Origin of the sequence: Candidatus Nitrotoga sp. BS, from assembly GCF_927797785.1 — a bacterium.
Taxonomy (GTDB): Bacteria; Pseudomonadota; Gammaproteobacteria; order Burkholderiales; family Gallionellaceae; genus Nitrotoga.
On sequence record NZ_CAKMLL010000022.1, the window covers coordinates 1 to 16,150 of the forward strand.

The 16,150-nt window shown below is 49.3% G+C and carries 13 protein-coding genes; 3 read left to right on the top strand and 10 right to left on the bottom strand.

What is annotated here, in order from left to right:
* Window positions 1-875 precede the first annotated feature (875 nt).
* On the top strand, window positions 876-1,643 hold the full coding sequence (locus MJ769_RS01025) for a PEP-CTERM sorting domain-containing protein (protein ID WP_239233987.1): 768 nt from the start codon (window positions 876-878) through the stop codon (window positions 1,641-1,643).
* A 610-nt stretch (window positions 1,644-2,253) separates the two neighbouring features.
* On the opposite strand, the gene mnmC is transcribed toward MJ769_RS01025, so the two are convergent.
* The 9 genes from mnmC to gyrA all read right to left on the bottom strand — a co-directional run bounded on the left by mnmC (window position 2,254) and on the right by gyrA (window position 14,264).
* The gene (mnmC, locus tag MJ769_RS01030) at window positions 2,254-4,092 is read right to left on the bottom strand and encodes a bifunctional tRNA (5-methylaminomethyl-2-thiouridine)(34)-methyltransferase MnmD/FAD-dependent 5-carboxymethylaminomethyl-2-thiouridine(34) oxidoreductase MnmC (RefSeq protein ID WP_239233988.1); all 1,839 of its coding nucleotides are present in this window, start codon (window positions 4,090-4,092) and stop codon (window positions 2,254-2,256) included.
* A 318-nt stretch (window positions 4,093-4,410) separates the two neighbouring features.
* Window positions 4,411-4,701, bottom strand: coding sequence for a DUF3892 domain-containing protein (locus MJ769_RS01035; protein WP_239233989.1), 291 nt, complete (start codon window positions 4,699-4,701; stop codon window positions 4,411-4,413).
* Window positions 4,702-5,150: 449 nt separating this feature from the next.
* Window positions 5,151-6,023 (bottom strand): prephenate dehydrogenase, encoded by an 873-nt coding sequence (locus MJ769_RS01040; RefSeq protein WP_239233990.1) that lies wholly within the window; start codon window positions 6,021-6,023, stop codon window positions 5,151-5,153.
* Between the two features lie 36 nt (window positions 6,024-6,059).
* Window positions 6,060-7,076: a 3-deoxy-7-phosphoheptulonate synthase gene (gene aroF, locus MJ769_RS01045; protein WP_239233991.1), complete on the bottom strand. Its 1,017-nt coding sequence runs from the start codon at window positions 7,074-7,076 to the stop codon at window positions 6,060-6,062.
* A complete protein-coding gene (gene hisC / locus MJ769_RS01050) occupies window positions 7,073-8,203 on the bottom strand; it encodes a histidinol-phosphate transaminase (RefSeq protein WP_239233992.1) in 1,131 nt (376 codons plus the stop codon). Before hisC ends, aroF begins: the two co-directional genes overlap by 4 nt.
* A 119-nt stretch (window positions 8,204-8,322) precedes the next feature.
* The gene (gene pheA, locus MJ769_RS01055; RefSeq protein ID WP_239233993.1) at window positions 8,323-9,390 is read right to left on the bottom strand and encodes a prephenate dehydratase; all 1,068 of its coding nucleotides are present in this window, start codon (window positions 9,388-9,390) and stop codon (window positions 8,323-8,325) included.
* 20 nt (window positions 9,391-9,410) lie between these two features.
* Window positions 9,411-10,595: a 3-phosphoglycerate dehydrogenase family protein gene (locus MJ769_RS01060; RefSeq protein ID WP_239233994.1), complete on the bottom strand. Its 1,185-nt coding sequence runs from the start codon at window positions 10,593-10,595 to the stop codon at window positions 9,411-9,413.
* The gene (gene serC / locus MJ769_RS01065) at window positions 10,588-11,670 is read right to left on the bottom strand and encodes a 3-phosphoserine/phosphohydroxythreonine transaminase (protein ID WP_239233995.1); all 1,083 of its coding nucleotides are present in this window, start codon (window positions 11,668-11,670) and stop codon (window positions 10,588-10,590) included. Before serC ends, MJ769_RS01060 begins: the two co-directional genes overlap by 8 nt.
* 14 nt (window positions 11,671-11,684) lie before the next feature.
* Entirely contained in the window at window positions 11,685-14,264 is a 2,580-nt protein-coding gene (gene gyrA, locus MJ769_RS01070) for a DNA gyrase subunit A (protein ID WP_239234015.1), read from the bottom strand.
* A 183-nt stretch (window positions 14,265-14,447) separates the two neighbouring features.
* On the opposite strand from gyrA, the gene ubiG reads away from it, so the two are divergent.
* Complete coding sequence (gene ubiG / locus MJ769_RS01075; RefSeq protein ID WP_239233996.1) at window positions 14,448-15,143, top strand: bifunctional 2-polyprenyl-6-hydroxyphenol methylase/3-demethylubiquinol 3-O-methyltransferase UbiG; 696 nt, start codon at window positions 14,448-14,450, stop codon at window positions 15,141-15,143.
* Window positions 15,136-15,789 carry an HAD-IA family hydrolase gene (locus MJ769_RS01080; RefSeq protein WP_239233997.1) on the top strand — a complete coding sequence of 218 codons (654 nt, stop codon included), beginning with the start codon at window positions 15,136-15,138 and terminating at the stop codon, window positions 15,787-15,789. The genes ubiG and MJ769_RS01080 overlap by 8 nt, the downstream gene beginning before the upstream one ends.
* A 5-nt stretch (window positions 15,790-15,794) precedes the next feature.
* On the opposite strand, the gene MJ769_RS01085 is transcribed toward MJ769_RS01080, so the two are convergent.
* Complete coding sequence (locus MJ769_RS01085; protein ID WP_239233998.1) at window positions 15,795-15,995, bottom strand: DUF2905 domain-containing protein; 201 nt, start codon at window positions 15,993-15,995, stop codon at window positions 15,795-15,797.
* Window positions 15,996-16,150: the final 155 nt, after the last annotated feature.

The window sequence follows — 16,150 nt, forward strand, 5'->3', positions numbered from 1 at the left end:
AAGTGCAGAATTAAAACAAAATTAAATCAATATGTTAAAATTGTTTCTTAAGAGACCTGACCCCATGTATCGCGATGACCCCATGTATCGCGAGCCACAAGGGGTTGGAACCAGCAATGGTAGCCACAGATCTGCCCAACAATTGGACGCGAGACGGTACCGAGATGCTTCTGGGACAGTTTGACTGTCAGGGCGAAACGAGCAACACCACTTTCGCTTGATCCACATGGGTGACTGGTGCGATTCACGCAACCACACGATGAAGCAAAGGGCGCGAAACCGTTTTGCAAAATAAAGGTGATGGCCAGAGCAGTAAATTTTTATCGCGGCTGTTTGCGAGTATTTTTTTGCGCTCTTGACTTAGGGGAGGCTAATGGGTGACCCCAGTGTTCCTGCAGAATGTCAAGATGGGCTACGCAAATCCGCAGAATCACAATAGGTATGCTGGTAAATAGGTACTGGATTGTCGAAATTTTTTACACTAAATCCAAGCATCTACCCGCAATGCGTAGCAACGAACGCTTTCGTTCATGGTTGACTCTTTGGCTTGCATCCTGCCGGCGCATAGGGCGACCCATAAAGCGGGGGTAAAGGGCGGGAGTAATAAGCGCTCATTTGAGGCAATCTAAAAGCCTCCATGGCCGTCGATAAACTTTACACCCAATAGGCCAGAATATTTTCGCGGAAGATCTGAAACGTAAATAATATTTTGATTATATTAGATAATAATTTTATGGCGCGGTAATTGCTTAATCTGTGCACATACCTTGTTTGAGCCGTGTAAGCGTGATCTGAGCGCCGCATCAACTGGTGAAGCTTGGGATGGTTAAAAATACTTCGAGATATATCATCAATCCATATATGAGGCAAACCAAATGACCAAGTCCAACCTTCGGAGGTTTATTCCAGCAAGTCTGTCAGCATTAGCACTATGCAGTAATTTCGCGTCGGCAGCGCCTATTCAGGTGGATCTCGATACTGCTCTTAGCTTTTTCATCAACCCAAATCCGAATTACTCGGTGGCGGTGAATCTTTCGGGAAGCCCGATCTCATATACTCCTGGTGATTCACTCAGCTTAGCTATAGAGTTTGTCGATCTAGACGGATCCGGCGGGCACGGAGTAGGCGCCGATCAGTATCTTCAGGTCTTTGACTTAATAAATCAAATCGGCTCGGATCCAAACCCCCCGCAAGACATTAATGTGTTTCTTGGCGGAAACATACCGACGGGGCTCACTGGTTTATCTTTCCAGATCACTTTCACTGGTGTGACAGGGTCCATTAGCGGGACAACTTTCACGGGTTCCGCACCCTTCTGTAACGAACCTTTGTATTGTTCGTCAGGTGCCACAGGTGCGGACCTCATACCCTCCCCTGCAGGTGTAACCCAAGATGCCTCTTTCTTTTACCACGACTTTCATATTAACTTTTCGACAGATGCCAATTCGTTGATTTCACCATTTGACATTACTTCGCTCTCCTTTGGAGGTGCGGCAGATGCGGTCAAACCCACTACTACTACTTCGACGACGGTACCAGAGCCTGCAACCTTAGCTCTATTGGGACTGGGCATAGCTGGCTTGGGCATAATTCGGCGACGTCGTTTTTTGGGTACTTCGGATCACTTGATCATTTCGAAGTGAATATGTGGAAATGGGTAGAGTAGAGAACAGCCGAACGACTGCCAAGGGCGCATCTACTTTGCCCCGGCATAGCACCACAAAGTCGTCCGCATAGCGGACGATATGCGCTTGTAGTTTCCGGCGCAGTTGATGCTTGTTCTATATCCGGTCAAGTAGGTGAGGTAGCAGTTTGACAATAGCGGTGAGATGACACCGCTCGGCGAGCGTGCCACGGCTGTTGGCTTTGCCGCCGCCCACATTTTTTAGGACGTTTACGTTCTCAAATTTTAAAATGAAAAGTTCCGTATCAGCTCCGGAGATCACTTCGAACGGCCAACTCCTGTATCGAACTTGAACAGTGACTGTCGCATTAACCCTGACAAACCCAAGCGCATGTGCTACGTGGTTGTGAAACAAGCTACCAATATGTCATACGTGTAGGTGGAGCAATAAAAGGGAGTCAGTTCGCAGAGTAACCAAGTGCCAAGGATTAGGATTACAGCATGTATTTCAACTGTATGCATTGCGCCATAAGTAGGCATCTGACTAAATTTGGTTCGAAACAGCTGGATCAGTTGCTTAATCGCATCCAGCTTAAACACTACAGCATTCGTGCATTATCATTCGCCTGCTATACCAGCCCCCGCTCAGTGGTTAATGCATTCACCACCGCCAATGGCAGTGGCAACAATTGTCCACATACACTCGCCGCAATCAGTTCACCGGAAAGCCCGGCAGTGATCAGACCGCGCGTGCCATGACCCAGACTGGTATATAACCCCGGCAATATTTCGCCCACTAACGGCATGGCTCCGGGAACGGAAGCTCTCACAGATGCACGACCATTCAGTTGCCCAACATCCAATGTATCAATATTCATCAACTTGGCTAGTGCCGGGGAGATGTCCGCCAACTTGGATAAATTCTCTGCATGATCGGATGCCCGCAAATCCACTGCCTCATCGTTAAAACCATGCGTCGCTCCCAGCATGTGCAGCTCTCCGGCGGATGGAGCAAGATAACCATTGGCCGATACGATCGTCCGCAAATTTTTGCTATGCGGTGAAACTGGCAGCAACGTGATCTGCCCACGCACCGACGTCAGCGGAAGGTGTGACAACGGCGCAAATGATTTCACCTGATAACCGGTACAAACCACCACTACCTGAGCCTCATCAGAGCATGTTTGCTGGCACTCGTCTTTTCCCTCCACCCGCCAGCCGGACTTTACCGCTGTCAATGATTCCGCGCGATAGCCGGTACGCTGCTCAATGGCGGAGTTCGTTGCCAATGCTGCGCACATCTGTGGCGGAACCAGCCAGCCACCGGCGGGAAACCACAGGCCGCCATGTGCCAACTCAATACCCGCCAGCTGGGATGCTTCAGCCGCGTCCACACGACGTAATACATGCGCTGGCCAATCAAGGGCAGCCAGCCGGTCGATACGTTTCGCTTCATGTTCAGAAAATGCCAGTTGCAGCTCTCCACATTCCGCTCGGACAACTCCATCTATGGGTAGTTTTTCATCCAGCAAGGCCAGCGCATGCCCATAAGCGGCCAGCACAAAACGGTGCAACGGGTTCATGCCTGCACTTAACCGGACATGCAATACGCCGCGAGGATTGCCCGATGCCGCCGCAGCCAAAACCGGCGCGCTTTCGATCAGGGTAACGGAGACTCCGCGCATCGCCAATGCTGAAGCAACGGCACAACCGGCCACGCCTCCACCGATCACGATGGCTTTTGTTACAGGAGTGCGTACCGGCGGCGAACCGGGCAGATGGCCATGCAGCATTTCGCGTTTACGTCCAAAGCCTGGAGATTTACTGACCTGAAATCCCGCTTGCTCCAAACCGCGTCGCACCCATCCGGCACAAGTATAGGTGGCGAATGAAGCACCTGGCTGAGAGATACGCACGATGTTCTCGAATACTGGCAGCGTCCACATTTCGGGGTTGCGTGCCGGTGAAAAACCATCCAGAAACCATGCATCGATGCCACCGCAAATTTCATTTAACGCATCTGTTACATCACCTATCACCAAGGTAAGGCGTATCTTTCCACCGGCAAAACACCAGCGATTCCAGCCGGGTACGCGGCGGCGCCAACGGGCAAGGAGTTCTTCGGCATACTGCCGCAACGTGGGCCAAAGTGCTAAAACTTCGGTTAGCTCTTTCTCATCAAGCGGATATTTTTCGACACTGAAAAAATCCAAGCTGCTGTTGGACGGAGCGACCTTATCGAATAGCTGCCAAGCGCATAAAAAATTCAACCCTGTGCCGAATCCTGTTTCGCCGATGGCAAAACTCTCTCCACTTGATAAAGATGTAAAACGTTCGGGCAGCCGATTGCCTTGCAGAAAAACGTGGCGTTTTTCCTCCAGACCGGAATCATTTGAAAAGTAGACATCGCTGAAACGGATGGAGAACGGCTGCCCGTCCTGCCAGTTGAGCATGGAGGAAGAGTTCAACTATCGTCCAAACTGGCTGTAGGCAGCTTAAACAACGTATCAGGGGTCGATATGATCATTAATTAAGCTTACGAAATAAGGAGGTTGCCATGAGCATGAATATGCGTGCAAATATTTTGTTAAGAAAATATACGGTATGAAACCAAGAGCATCACTGCACATTCTGATCCATGACTCCACTGCGCGGAACAAAGTAGCGTTTTGAATCGTAAAGATGCCAAAAATCGCAATAGTAAAGCGACCATTCAATTTATGCTTATCAACTAGCTATTTCCAGCTTCCATAAAAAGTCATGACAACCACCTTAAGAATAAAAATTTATTTCTCTGGCGGACACTCACGCAAGCTAAGTAAATTAATTGGCTGCTCCCCATCGTGATCAGTTTTTAAGTACTTATATCCAAGTGAACTGGTAGCGACAACTACCCAAAATGGATGCCCCGCTACAAGAGTGGTAAATCGCCACTTACCAATTGAAACACCCTCAATTGCCTCTTCCACAGATAATTGCCAACGAAGTCCTTCAGCATCGACCCCACCTATAAAGTTAATGCGCTCATGTGCAAGTTTACTATCGCTCTTTCTAATACAGGAAATTCGTAAATCCATGCTTTTCTCCTTATAACCATCTATTTAGACGGCACTGACAATAACAATCAAATGCGTCTATCTGAATGTGTTAATTTAATAAATCTATCATATATTTTATTTACGCCAACAATTAACACTGATTGCAGGCCATTAGTAAGAGCTATACGAGTGACATTTTTGTCCAGTTTATTTTATCGAGTTCACTGAATTTTTTGAACCCTCCTTTATCCTGAAAATAGAAAAAAGACCAGATTTTTAGCCTAGTCCTTTAAAATCTCAAACATAATCTCATTCAATTTATTTTCGTTATGCACAACTTCAATCTGAGCATTCCATATAGAACGCGTCGCTAACACGGAAGCTATAGTTCGAGTCATGCAACAAATTTCTATTTTTTTACGGCTCACGAACTATTTCATGCTGTCACTCGCTTTACGATAGGCAATTTACCAATAAACATTTCCTGTTTATTGGGGAGTCCAGTTGATGCGCACCGAACGAGCAATATTGAATATTGCTTCCAGTTTGGTGCCATCGGCTTCCGCAAGCGCACTATGCAAAGATTCCAGTTCTTTCATGTAGAGGTCCATCTCGATCAACAATGCATCACGGTTGGCTAAGCAGATATCGCGCCACATTTCCGGCGAGCTTGCTGCAATGCGGGTGAAATCGCGGAAGCCGCCAGCGGCAAAAGAGAGTAACAAATCACGGTTATCGCGCTTCGCCAAATCATGCACCAATGCAAATGAAAGCAGGTGCGGCAGATGGCTAACAGCAGCAAACACTTCGTCATGCTGTTTCGGCGTTAATTCGCTCACCAACGCGCCACACAGTTCCCATGCCAATCTTACGCGCGCCACAGAATCAGCAGCGTTTTCTGGTAACGGAGTCAAGATTACTTTTTTGTTTTGATACAGATCAGCTTGCGCCGCGAAAGCGCCACTTTGCTCGCTGCCTGCTATAGGGTGTGCCGGTATAAAACGGGAAATATGTTCGGCTAAATGTTTATAAGCGTAAGCAACAACATCGCACTTGGTACTGCCACCATCAATAATGAGTGTATGAGCACCCAGGTGCGGCGCAATGCGGGCCATGATATCGGCCATCTGCCCCACGGGCGTGGCCAGCAATACCAGATCAGCATCGCCCAGCTCTGCCGCGAGATCAGATCCGCTGCGGTTGATAATACCGAGTTGTTGTGCCTGTGCCAGCGTCTGCGCGCTGCGTCCGAAACCGACTACTTCATCCACAGCATTCATCCGCCGCAAAGCAAGTGCAAACGAGCCACCGATCAGGCCAACGCCGAAAATTACAACTTTGCGAAATAATGGCTTTGTCACGACTGCCCTCAACTCTCCCGCTAGCGTGAGATCGAATTAAAGTGTGCGTCCAATCGCTGTGGCAATACCGCCCAACACGCCCATTAACTTCTTCAACTCTTCTGGAGTCAGCGCCTGATCGGCATCGCACCAAGCCTCGCTCGGCGTTGGGTGCATCTCAACCAACAATCCATCCGCTCCCGCCGCAATCGCTGCCTGAGACAGCGCCGCGACCATCCATGCCTTGCCACCGGCATGTGAAGGATCGACAATTACTGGCAGATGGGTTTCCTTTTTAATGACTGGGATAGCTGTCACGTCAAGTACGTTGCGGTAATAAGTTTCAAAAGTACGGATGCCGCGCTCGCAGAATATGATGTTATGGTTTCCGCCAGCGGCAATGTATTCTGCAGCCATCAGCCACTCGGAAATGGTAGCCGACATGCCGCGTTTGAGTATGACTGGCTTGTTGATACGGCCTACTTCTTTGAGTAGATCGAAATTCTGCATATTGCGGGTGCCAATCTGAATGACATCGACGTCATTTTCGAGAAAGGTGTCCAGCATGCGGATATCCATCAACTCGGTCACAATAGGCAGTTTAAATTTACTGGCTGCCTGACGGAACATATGTAACCCCTCAACACCCTTACCCTGAAAAGTGTAGGGGCTGGTGCGAGGCTTGAATGCACCGCCACGCATCAAACGGCAGCCTGCCTCACTCACGTACTGGGCGGATAAGTCCATCTGCTGCTGAGTTTCTACTGAGCACGGGCCCGCAATAATCTGGATTTGATTGCCGCCCAGCTTGACTCCACCGATATCAATCACTGTGCTTACTGGATGAGATTCGCGCGATACAATTTTATATTGTTTAACAATATGCATCGCCGATTCCACCCCGGGCAATGGGGTAAACATTTCTTCGGTTAACTTGCGCTCATCACCAATAGCGCCGATCACAGTGCGTTCAATGCCTCGGGAAATATTGGCGTCCAACCCGGCATCCTTGAGCTTCTTTACGACTACGCTTATTTGGTCGTCGGTAACATCTTTGTTCATTACAATAATCACGCTGCTTCTCCTAAAGCCTGCGCGAGCGCAAGCAGAAATTTCTCATTTTCACTTTCCAGACCAATGCTCACTCGCAAATAATCTGGCATATCGTAGTTGGCAATCGGCCGCACAATCACCCCCAATTCCAACAGGCGGCGATACATCTGTCCTGCCCCTTTTTCCCCACTCCGGGTTGAATTCACTATGCGGCAACATACGAAATTTCCTAAAGAGGGGATGTACTCCAAACCTAATCGCGTCAAACCTTGCGTAATCTGTTCCATGCCGGCTTGATTTAATGCGCAAGTCTTCTTTACAAAATCCTCGTCCTGTAACGCTGCTACAGCAGCGGCTTGCGCTACGCTGTTAACATTGAACGGCTGCCGTACTCGGTTTAGCATATCCGCCACTAACTCATTTGCCAATGCATAACCAACGCGTAAACCGGCCAAACCATACGCCTTGGAGAAAGTACGGGAAATAATCAAGTTGGGAAAGTCACGCAACCAGCTCACACTATCGTAACGCAAATTTTGTGGCAGATACTCGTTGTACGCCTCATCCAGGACCACCAGCACCTGTGGTGGCAGTGCACGCAGAAAATCCAGTAATTCCGTCGCATCGAGAAAAGTACCCGTGGGGTTATTCGGGTTCGCGATGAATACCATCTTCACCTTATGCTGCACCGCAGCCTGCAGCATTGCGGAAAGGTCGTGGCCAAATCCTTTGGTGGCTGGCACACTGATGCCCGTAGCGCCTACCGCTTGCGTAGCCAGCGCGTACACCGCGAAAGCATGAGCAGAATAAACCGCCTTATCGCCTGGCGCGAGAAAAGCACGTGCGGCCAATTCCAGTAAATCATTCGAACCATTTCCCAGCACGATGCATTCACGTTCAACCTGATATCGCTCGGATAGAGCATGCTTCAGATTGAAACAATTGCCATCGGGATAACGTGCAATGTCGCTAATCGCAGCATGCATCGCAGCCACGGCAAGGGGACTGCTGCCGAGGGGGTTCTCATTAGATGCCAGCTTTACGATGCCACTGATGCCGAGCTCGCGCTCCAGCTCGGCAATCGGTTTGCCAGGCTGATAGGGCGCTATTGAACGAATATAAGAAGGGGCTAGCTCACTGTAGTTCATTTAAAACCTTAGTTAATTTCATTTCCATCATTCCCGCAGAAGCAGGTGCTCTGTCATTGAGATAGAGCTTAATTTGTCTTTATGGGAATAGCGATATTTTTAATATTGCACAAACGGTCTTATAAGGTAGCCGGGTACGAACCCAGGGTTTTTACGAACGCGGCGATTTGCTTTAATTCAGCCAGTGCGACTGCCACTTTTGGATCATGCTGATGCCCTTCAATATCCATATAGAACACATATTCCCACATACCGGAACGCGCCGGCCGAGATTCCAGCTTGGTCATGCTGACGTCATTTTTGACCAGCGGCGCCAACAAATCGTAGACCGCCCCAGGGCGATTAGGTGCAGACATGACCAGTGAGGTTTTATCCTTGCCGGATGGCGCTACATCTTGGTTGCCGATAACCAAAAAGCGCGTGGTATTGCGCGGGTGATCCTCAATATTTTGAGCCAATAATGGGATGTTGTAATTTTTGGCAGCCTTAGCGCTTGCGATCGCCGCACTATCTGCCTGCTGTTCCAAAGCCAGAAGAATCGCCTGGGTATTGCTGCCAACTGGCACGCGCTCGGCATTAGGCAAATTCGTATTCAGCCAGACTTGGCACTGCCCCAAGGACTGCGAATGTGAAAACACTCGCTTGATGGCTGAAATGTCAGCAACTTTCGACATCAAGCACTGATGTACCGGCAGCATCACTTCGCCACACACCTTGAGCTGGCTTTGCAGCAACAAATCCAACGTGCGTCCAATCGCACCTTCAGTGGAATTTTCTACCGGAACCACACCATAATTTGCCTCGCCGCTTTCTACAGTTTGAAAGACTTCATCTATTGAAATACATGGCTTACACAGAACTGCATGACCAAAACGCTTCTCTACTGCTTCCTGACTGAAGGTTCCACTTGGCCCCAAGTATGCAACACATAGTTGCGACTCTAATGCACGGCAGTGAGACATGACCTCGGTAAATAATTGCGTAATACTCTGACTCGGCAACGGACCGGAATTATTGCTAACCATACGCTGCAATATCTGCGCCTCTCGCTCTGGCCGCAGCACTGTATTTTTACCTTTAAAATGACCGATTTGCCTTGCCAGCGATGCGCGCTGGTTAAATAACTTGAGTAAATCCTCGTCAATTAAGTCGATTTCTTCACGGTATTTATTGAGTTCATCACTCATTGCTTATACATCCATATTGCTTAAACATCCAAATTCAAGTCGCGCACCATTAGCACACCTGAAATGGCCGCGATCTGCGCAATCATCTCAGGAGGTGTAGCGATATCGGTATCAACCAGTGTGTAAGCCATCTCACCATGTGATTTATTTATCATATTGTGGATATTAATGCCGGCTCCGGCCAAAGCAGTAGAAATCTGCCCCAACATATTGGGCACGTTGGCATTGGCGATGGCGATACGGAAGGACGATTCGCGCGGCATATTAACTGTAGGGAAGTTTACCGTATTGTTCAGGTTACCGTTCTCCAGATAGTCACGCACTTGCTCCGCCACCATTACCGCGCAATTGTCTTCCGCCTCTTGCGTGGAAGCGCCCAGATGAGGCAGGGCAATCACTGCCGGATTACCTTGCGTCTTCTGCATGGGAAAATCGCAAACATAATAGCTAATACGTTTGGCGGCTATACCAGCCAGCACTGCATCTTCATCCACGATGCCATCGCGCGCAAAGTTCAGCAGCACGCATCCTGGCTTCATCACTTGTACACGCTGTTCATTAATTTTGCCTCGTGTGGCATCCAGCAAGGGAAGATGCAGGGTAATAAAATCACTTTGCTTAAGCAGATCTTCTATGCTGTTCGCCTTCTTCACCTGTGAAGCCAGGCCCCATGCTCCGTCCACGGTAATTTCAGGGTCGTAACCCACCACTTGCATGCCCAAGCCAATGGCAGCGTCCGCCACCAGACGACCAATGGCGCCCAAACCAACAATACCCAAGGTACGGCCACGCAATTCAATACCTGCGTAATTTTTTTTGCCATCTTCGACCAGCTTATGCAACGTGGCGTTATCGCCCTCCAAATTGGTGGTGAAATGCAGCGCGGCAATCAAATTGCGCGAAGCCAACAGCATACCTGCGATAACTAACTCTTTCACTGCATTGGCATTTGCACCCGCCGCGTTGAAAACTGGCACGCCTCGCGCATTCATTTTTTTAACGGGTACATTATTAGTACCAGCGCCCGCGCGGGCGATGGCTTTCACACTAGCCGGAATATCCATCTCCAGCATATTTTGCGAGCGCACCAAGATCGCATCAGGTTCTGCAATGTCGTTGCCAACAACATAATTTGTAGCGGGCAAGCGGGCAAGCCCAACCGTTGAAATTTTATTTAACGTCAGTATTTTAAAAGTTTTAGCCATGATTCTTTGCAAAATGTGTTATGAAATCAACCAATGTTTGCACACCTTCCAGCGGCATCGCATTGTAAATGGAAGCGCGCATGCCACCGACAGAGCGATGGCCCTTCAGTTGTAATAGGCCGTGAGAATCCGCCTGCTTGAGAAACTCGCCATCCAGACTGGCATCTTTCAGAGTGAATGGCACGTTCATACGTGAACGATCGGACTTGACCACCGGGCAATTGTAAAAACCATTGCTGGCATCGATCGCCTGATACAACAGATTTGCTTTTTTGATATTGTTCTGCTCCATCTGCGCCAATCCGCCATTGCGCTTGAGCCACTGAAATACCAGTCCGGCCATGTAAATACCGTAAGTGGGTGGCGTGTTATACATTGAATCATTGTCAGCATGAATCTTATAATCCAGCATAGAGGGCGTGCTCGGTGACACATTCCCAATCAAGTCTTCGCGCACGATAACAATACATAACCCAGCCGGACCAATGTTTTTCTGCGCCCCGGCATAAATCAATCCATATTTGGATACATCAATCTGGCGCGATATAATATTCGATGACATATCCGCCACCAAAGGAATATCAGTTGTTTCAGGAACCCAATTGAATTCGACTCCGCCTATCGTCTCATTCGACGTGTAATGCAAATAGGCTGCATTCGGATCACACTGCCAAGTATCAAACGCCGGCACATAAGTAAAATTTTTGTCTGCGCCACTGGCCACAACATTTACATTGCTAAATTTTTTCGCTTCGGCTATTGCTTTCTTGGACCATTCACCAGTATTAACGTAATCAGCTGAAGTCTTGCCCCGTAACAGATTCAGTGGAATCATGGAGAATTGCAAATTCGCCCCGCCTTGCAGGAATAGCACCTTGAAATTAGCCGGGATCGCAAGTAGATCACGTAAATCGCTTTCCGCCGCAGCTGCGATACCCATAAACTCCTTGCCACGGTGACTCATTTCCATAACAGACATGCCGCTGCCATGCCAGTCCAACAACTCCGCACTTGCCTGTTGCAACACCTCATGCGGTAATACTGCGGGACCTGCGCTGAAATTATAAATTGTCATAACTTGCCTATTTTTTAATCGGGTTGGATTAAATGGGAAAGATCTTCCGGCTCTGGATCGGCAATACGGCTCAAACCCGCAAGTTTGTCGTCTTTGCCTAAATTAATTAGTGTCACGCCTTGCGTGGAACGGCTCATTTCGCGGATTTCATTGACACGCGTGCGGATTAGTACGCCATTCGTTCCAATCAACATGATTTCGTCTTCCTCGTTTACCAGCGTAGCCGCTACCACTTTGCCATTTCGCTCGGAAGTTTGAATTGCAATCATGCCCTGAGTACCACGACCATGGCGTGTATACTCTGACATTGGCGTGCGCTTGCCATAGCCATTCTCGGTCGCAGTCAATACCGCTTGGCTTTCATCGCTAGCCACCAAGAGCGCAATTACACTTTGTTTCGCAGCCAGCTTCATGCCGCGTACACCGCGCGATACTCGCCCCATGGAACGCACATCGTTTTCGTCGAAACGTACCGCTTTGCCGCCGTTGGAAAACAGCATTACGTCATGCTTGCCATCCGTCAACGCCACGCCGATCAGATAATCGCCTTCATCCAGGTTAATGGCTATGATGCCAGCCTTGCGCGGGTTGGCGAAATCAGACAACGCAGTCTTTTTCACCGTACCCTTGGCGGTAGCAAAGAATACATATTGATCTTCCGAGAACTCTTTTACCGGCAGAATCGCGTTGATCTTCTCACCACTTTCCAGTGGCAATAGATTAACAATTGGCCTGCCGCGGGCGGTACGGGCGCCCTGAGGTACGTCGTACACCTTGATCCAGTACACTTGGCCACGACTGGAAAAACACAGAATATAATCGTGCGTATTGGCAATAAACAGGCTATCTACAAAGTCGTCCTCTTTAGGAGGCGCAGCCTGTTTGCCACGACCACCACGTTTCTGCGCCACATATTCCACTAACGGCTGGGCTTTCATGTAACCGCCATGCGACATCGTAACCACCACGTCCTCCGGCGTAATCAGATCTTCCATACTCATATCTTGAGTATGAGTGACAATTTCGCTGCGGCGCTTGTCGCCGTATTGCGCTTTAATGGCAACCAGTTCGTCAACGATAATTTTCGTTACGCGCTCTGGCTTGGCCAGAATATCAAGCAGGTCGATAATCTTGTCCATCACGTCGCGATATTCGCTGACAATTTTATCTTGCTCCAGCCCGGTTAAACGCTGCAAACGCAACTCCAGAATAGCCTGCGCTTGCATGTCCGAAAGCCGATATGCGCGCTGCTCGCCCTGCCCTGACATCCCGAATTCCGGCTCTAAACTTTCCGGACGGGATGCATCGCTAACCCGGAGTAATAACTCCTCGACCAGTGTAGATCGCCATGTCCGCGCCATCAAACCCTGCTTGGCTATCGCGGGACTCGCCGCTGCTTTAATCAGCGCTATTATTTCATCCACGTTGGAGAGTGCAACTGCCAAACCTTCCAGAATATGGCCACGATCCCGCGCCTTGCGCAAATCAAATATCGTGCGACGCGTTACCACTTCTCGCCGATGGCGTAGAAAAGCATCCAGAAATTGCTTCAAGTTAAGCAGCTTGGGCTGGTCGTCTATCAAGGCCACCATATTCATGCCGAAACTGTCTTGCAGCTGGGTCATTTTAAATAATTGATTGAGAATTACTTCCGGCATTTCATTGCGCTTTAGCTCAATCACAGCACGCATTCCGGATTTATCCGACTCATCGCGAATTTCGGAAATCCCCTCAATTTTCTTTTCGCGCACCAACTCACCAATCTTTATTAGCAAGTTCGCTTTATTCACTTGATAGGGCAACTCATCAATAATGATGGCCTGGCGATTATTCCCCTTTTCGATATCTTCGAAATGAGTGCGCGCACGCATCACCACGCGCCCACGCCCGGTTCGGTAACCTTCCTTTACGCCTGCCAAACCATATATGAAACCCGCAGTTGGAAAATCTGGCGCTGGAATATATTCTATCAATTGCTCGATATCCAGATCAGGGTCTTTCAGTAGCGCCAGACAGGCATCAATCACCTCGCCTAGATTGTGCGGTGGAATGTTAGTCGCCATACCAACGGCAATGCCGGTTGAGCCATTGACCAACAGATTGGGAAAGCGCGCCGGGAATACTAACGGTTCATGCTCGGAACCATCGTAATTAGGTCCAAAATCTACGGTCTCCTTGTCCAGGTCGGCCAGCAGCTCGTGCGCAATGCGCGCCATGCGAATTTCGGTATAACGCATCGCCGCTGCGTTATCGCCATCCACCGAACCAAAGTTACCCTGTCCGTCTACCAAAGGGTAACGCAGTGAAAATGTCTGCGCCATACGAACGATCGTGTCGTACACCGCCGTATCTCCATGCGGATGATATTTACCGATCACGTCGCCCACAATGCGCGCCGATTTTTTGTAGGGCTTATTCCAGTCGTTGGATAGTTCATGCATGGAAAACAGTGCGCGACGATGTACCGGTTTAAGGCCGTCACGCACGTCAGGCAAGGCGCGTCCAACAATCACGCTCATTGCGTAATCGAGATACGACTTGCGCATCTCATCTTCAAGACTGACTACCAGAATTTCTTTAGCAAATTGTTCCATAGGTATAGCGGGCACTCTAGAATTTCTTGCAAAACAATCTCTAAGTTTAACATGCCCGCCTTAGGCGAGACAAAACATAATTTCTTGGCCGCGCATACACCTGAAATTATGTCGTCTGATTGGCTGGCGGTTCAAGACGAGTTTTGATACATTCTGCATTTGACCCTGAATTATGAACACATCATGACTAATGCTGATCCGCTTGAACTGGAAAAATTTAGTCAGCTCGCCCACAATTGGTGGGATATCCAAAGCGAATTCAAGCCCCTACACGAAATCAACCCGCTGCGCTTGGACTATATCAACCGCATCGCAGCCCTAAGCGGCAAAACTGTGCTGGATGTCGGCTGCGGCGGCGGCATCCTTTCTGAAAGCATGGCCGCACTTGGCGCAGAGGTGACGGGTATTGATTTGGGCGACAAGGCGCTGCAAGTTGCCAAGCTTCACTTGCTGGAAAGCGGTCAACAGGTGGACTACCGCAAAATCGCCGTGGAAGACCTGGCTGCGGAACAGGCAGGTCACTACGATGTGGTTACTTGCATGGAATTGCTCGAACATGTGCCCGATCCATCCAGCACTGTGGCTGCCTGCGCCCAACTCGCCAAGCCGGGCGGCCATGTATTCTTTTCCACCCTCAACCGCAACCCGAAGTCCTATCTTTTCGCGGTGCTTGGCGCGGAATATTTACTTCGTTTACTACCGCGCGGCACTCACGATTATGCTAAATTTATTAAACCGTCCGAACTCGCACAATTTTGCCGCAATGCGGGGCTTAACATCTGCGACATCAGCGGCATGAGTTACCACCCACTTCATAAAACCTACTCACTCAGCCAGAGCACTGACGTCAACTACCTGCTCGCCTGTCGTCGTGACTAGTGCCGTCCTGTTCGATCTAGACGGCACTTTCGCGGACACTGCACCCGACCTGGCAGCCGCCCTAAATCACCTGCTCAACCTCCATGGCAAGCTGCCCATGCCTTTGGAAGCAATCCGCCCACAAGCCTCGCATGGCTCTCTAGGCTTGTTGAAACTGGGTTTTAACATTGAACCGGATGCGCCGAATTTTTCCGATTTACGCGATGCCTTCTTAGATTATTATGCTGGTCATATTTGCGTTTACACCACTCTGTTTCCTGGGATGGCGGAACTGATCGAAATATTGGAAAAACGTGGCCTGCCGTGGGGCATTGTCACCAATAAACCTCATCGATTTACCCTACCTTTGATGCAAGCGCTGGGCTATGCGCAACGCGCTGCCTGCCTGATCAGCGGCGACACCTGCGCACGTGCCAAACCCTTCCCGGATTCGCTACTTAAAGCTAGCGAATTGCTAAAGATCACACCACACCTCTGCCTGTATCTGGGTGATGACAAACGCGACGCGGAAGCAGCGCAAGCCGCCGGGATGCGTTGCATCATTGCCCGCTATGGCTACATCGGCTCCCTGGAGGAGTTACCCAGCTGGCCTGCGCAAGGCGAAATTGATTTCCCATCCCAATTATTACAATATTTAACTGCATGACGAACCTACTTCCGCCACATCCATAGTAATAGAATCAGCAGCAACGACACCAACAGACTGGTCATCAACGGAAAGTGGAAGCTGAAGTTCTCGCGCGTGATGGAAATATCGCCGGGCAACCGCCCAAAGGGGAATTTGGAAAGCCATGGCCAGAGAAGGCCGATAACCAGCAGCATGATTCCCAGAACGATAAAAACGCGCTGCATCACCTACTCCAAAAAGATACACATCGAATTTTCTTCGAACTGTCGATGGGTAAAATCAAAAAATACCCTTTCCAAGGAAATTATTTAACCGTTTGTGCATCATAATGGATATTCGTTGGGATCAGTAATTAGAACCGCGCAATAGTGTTCGTTGT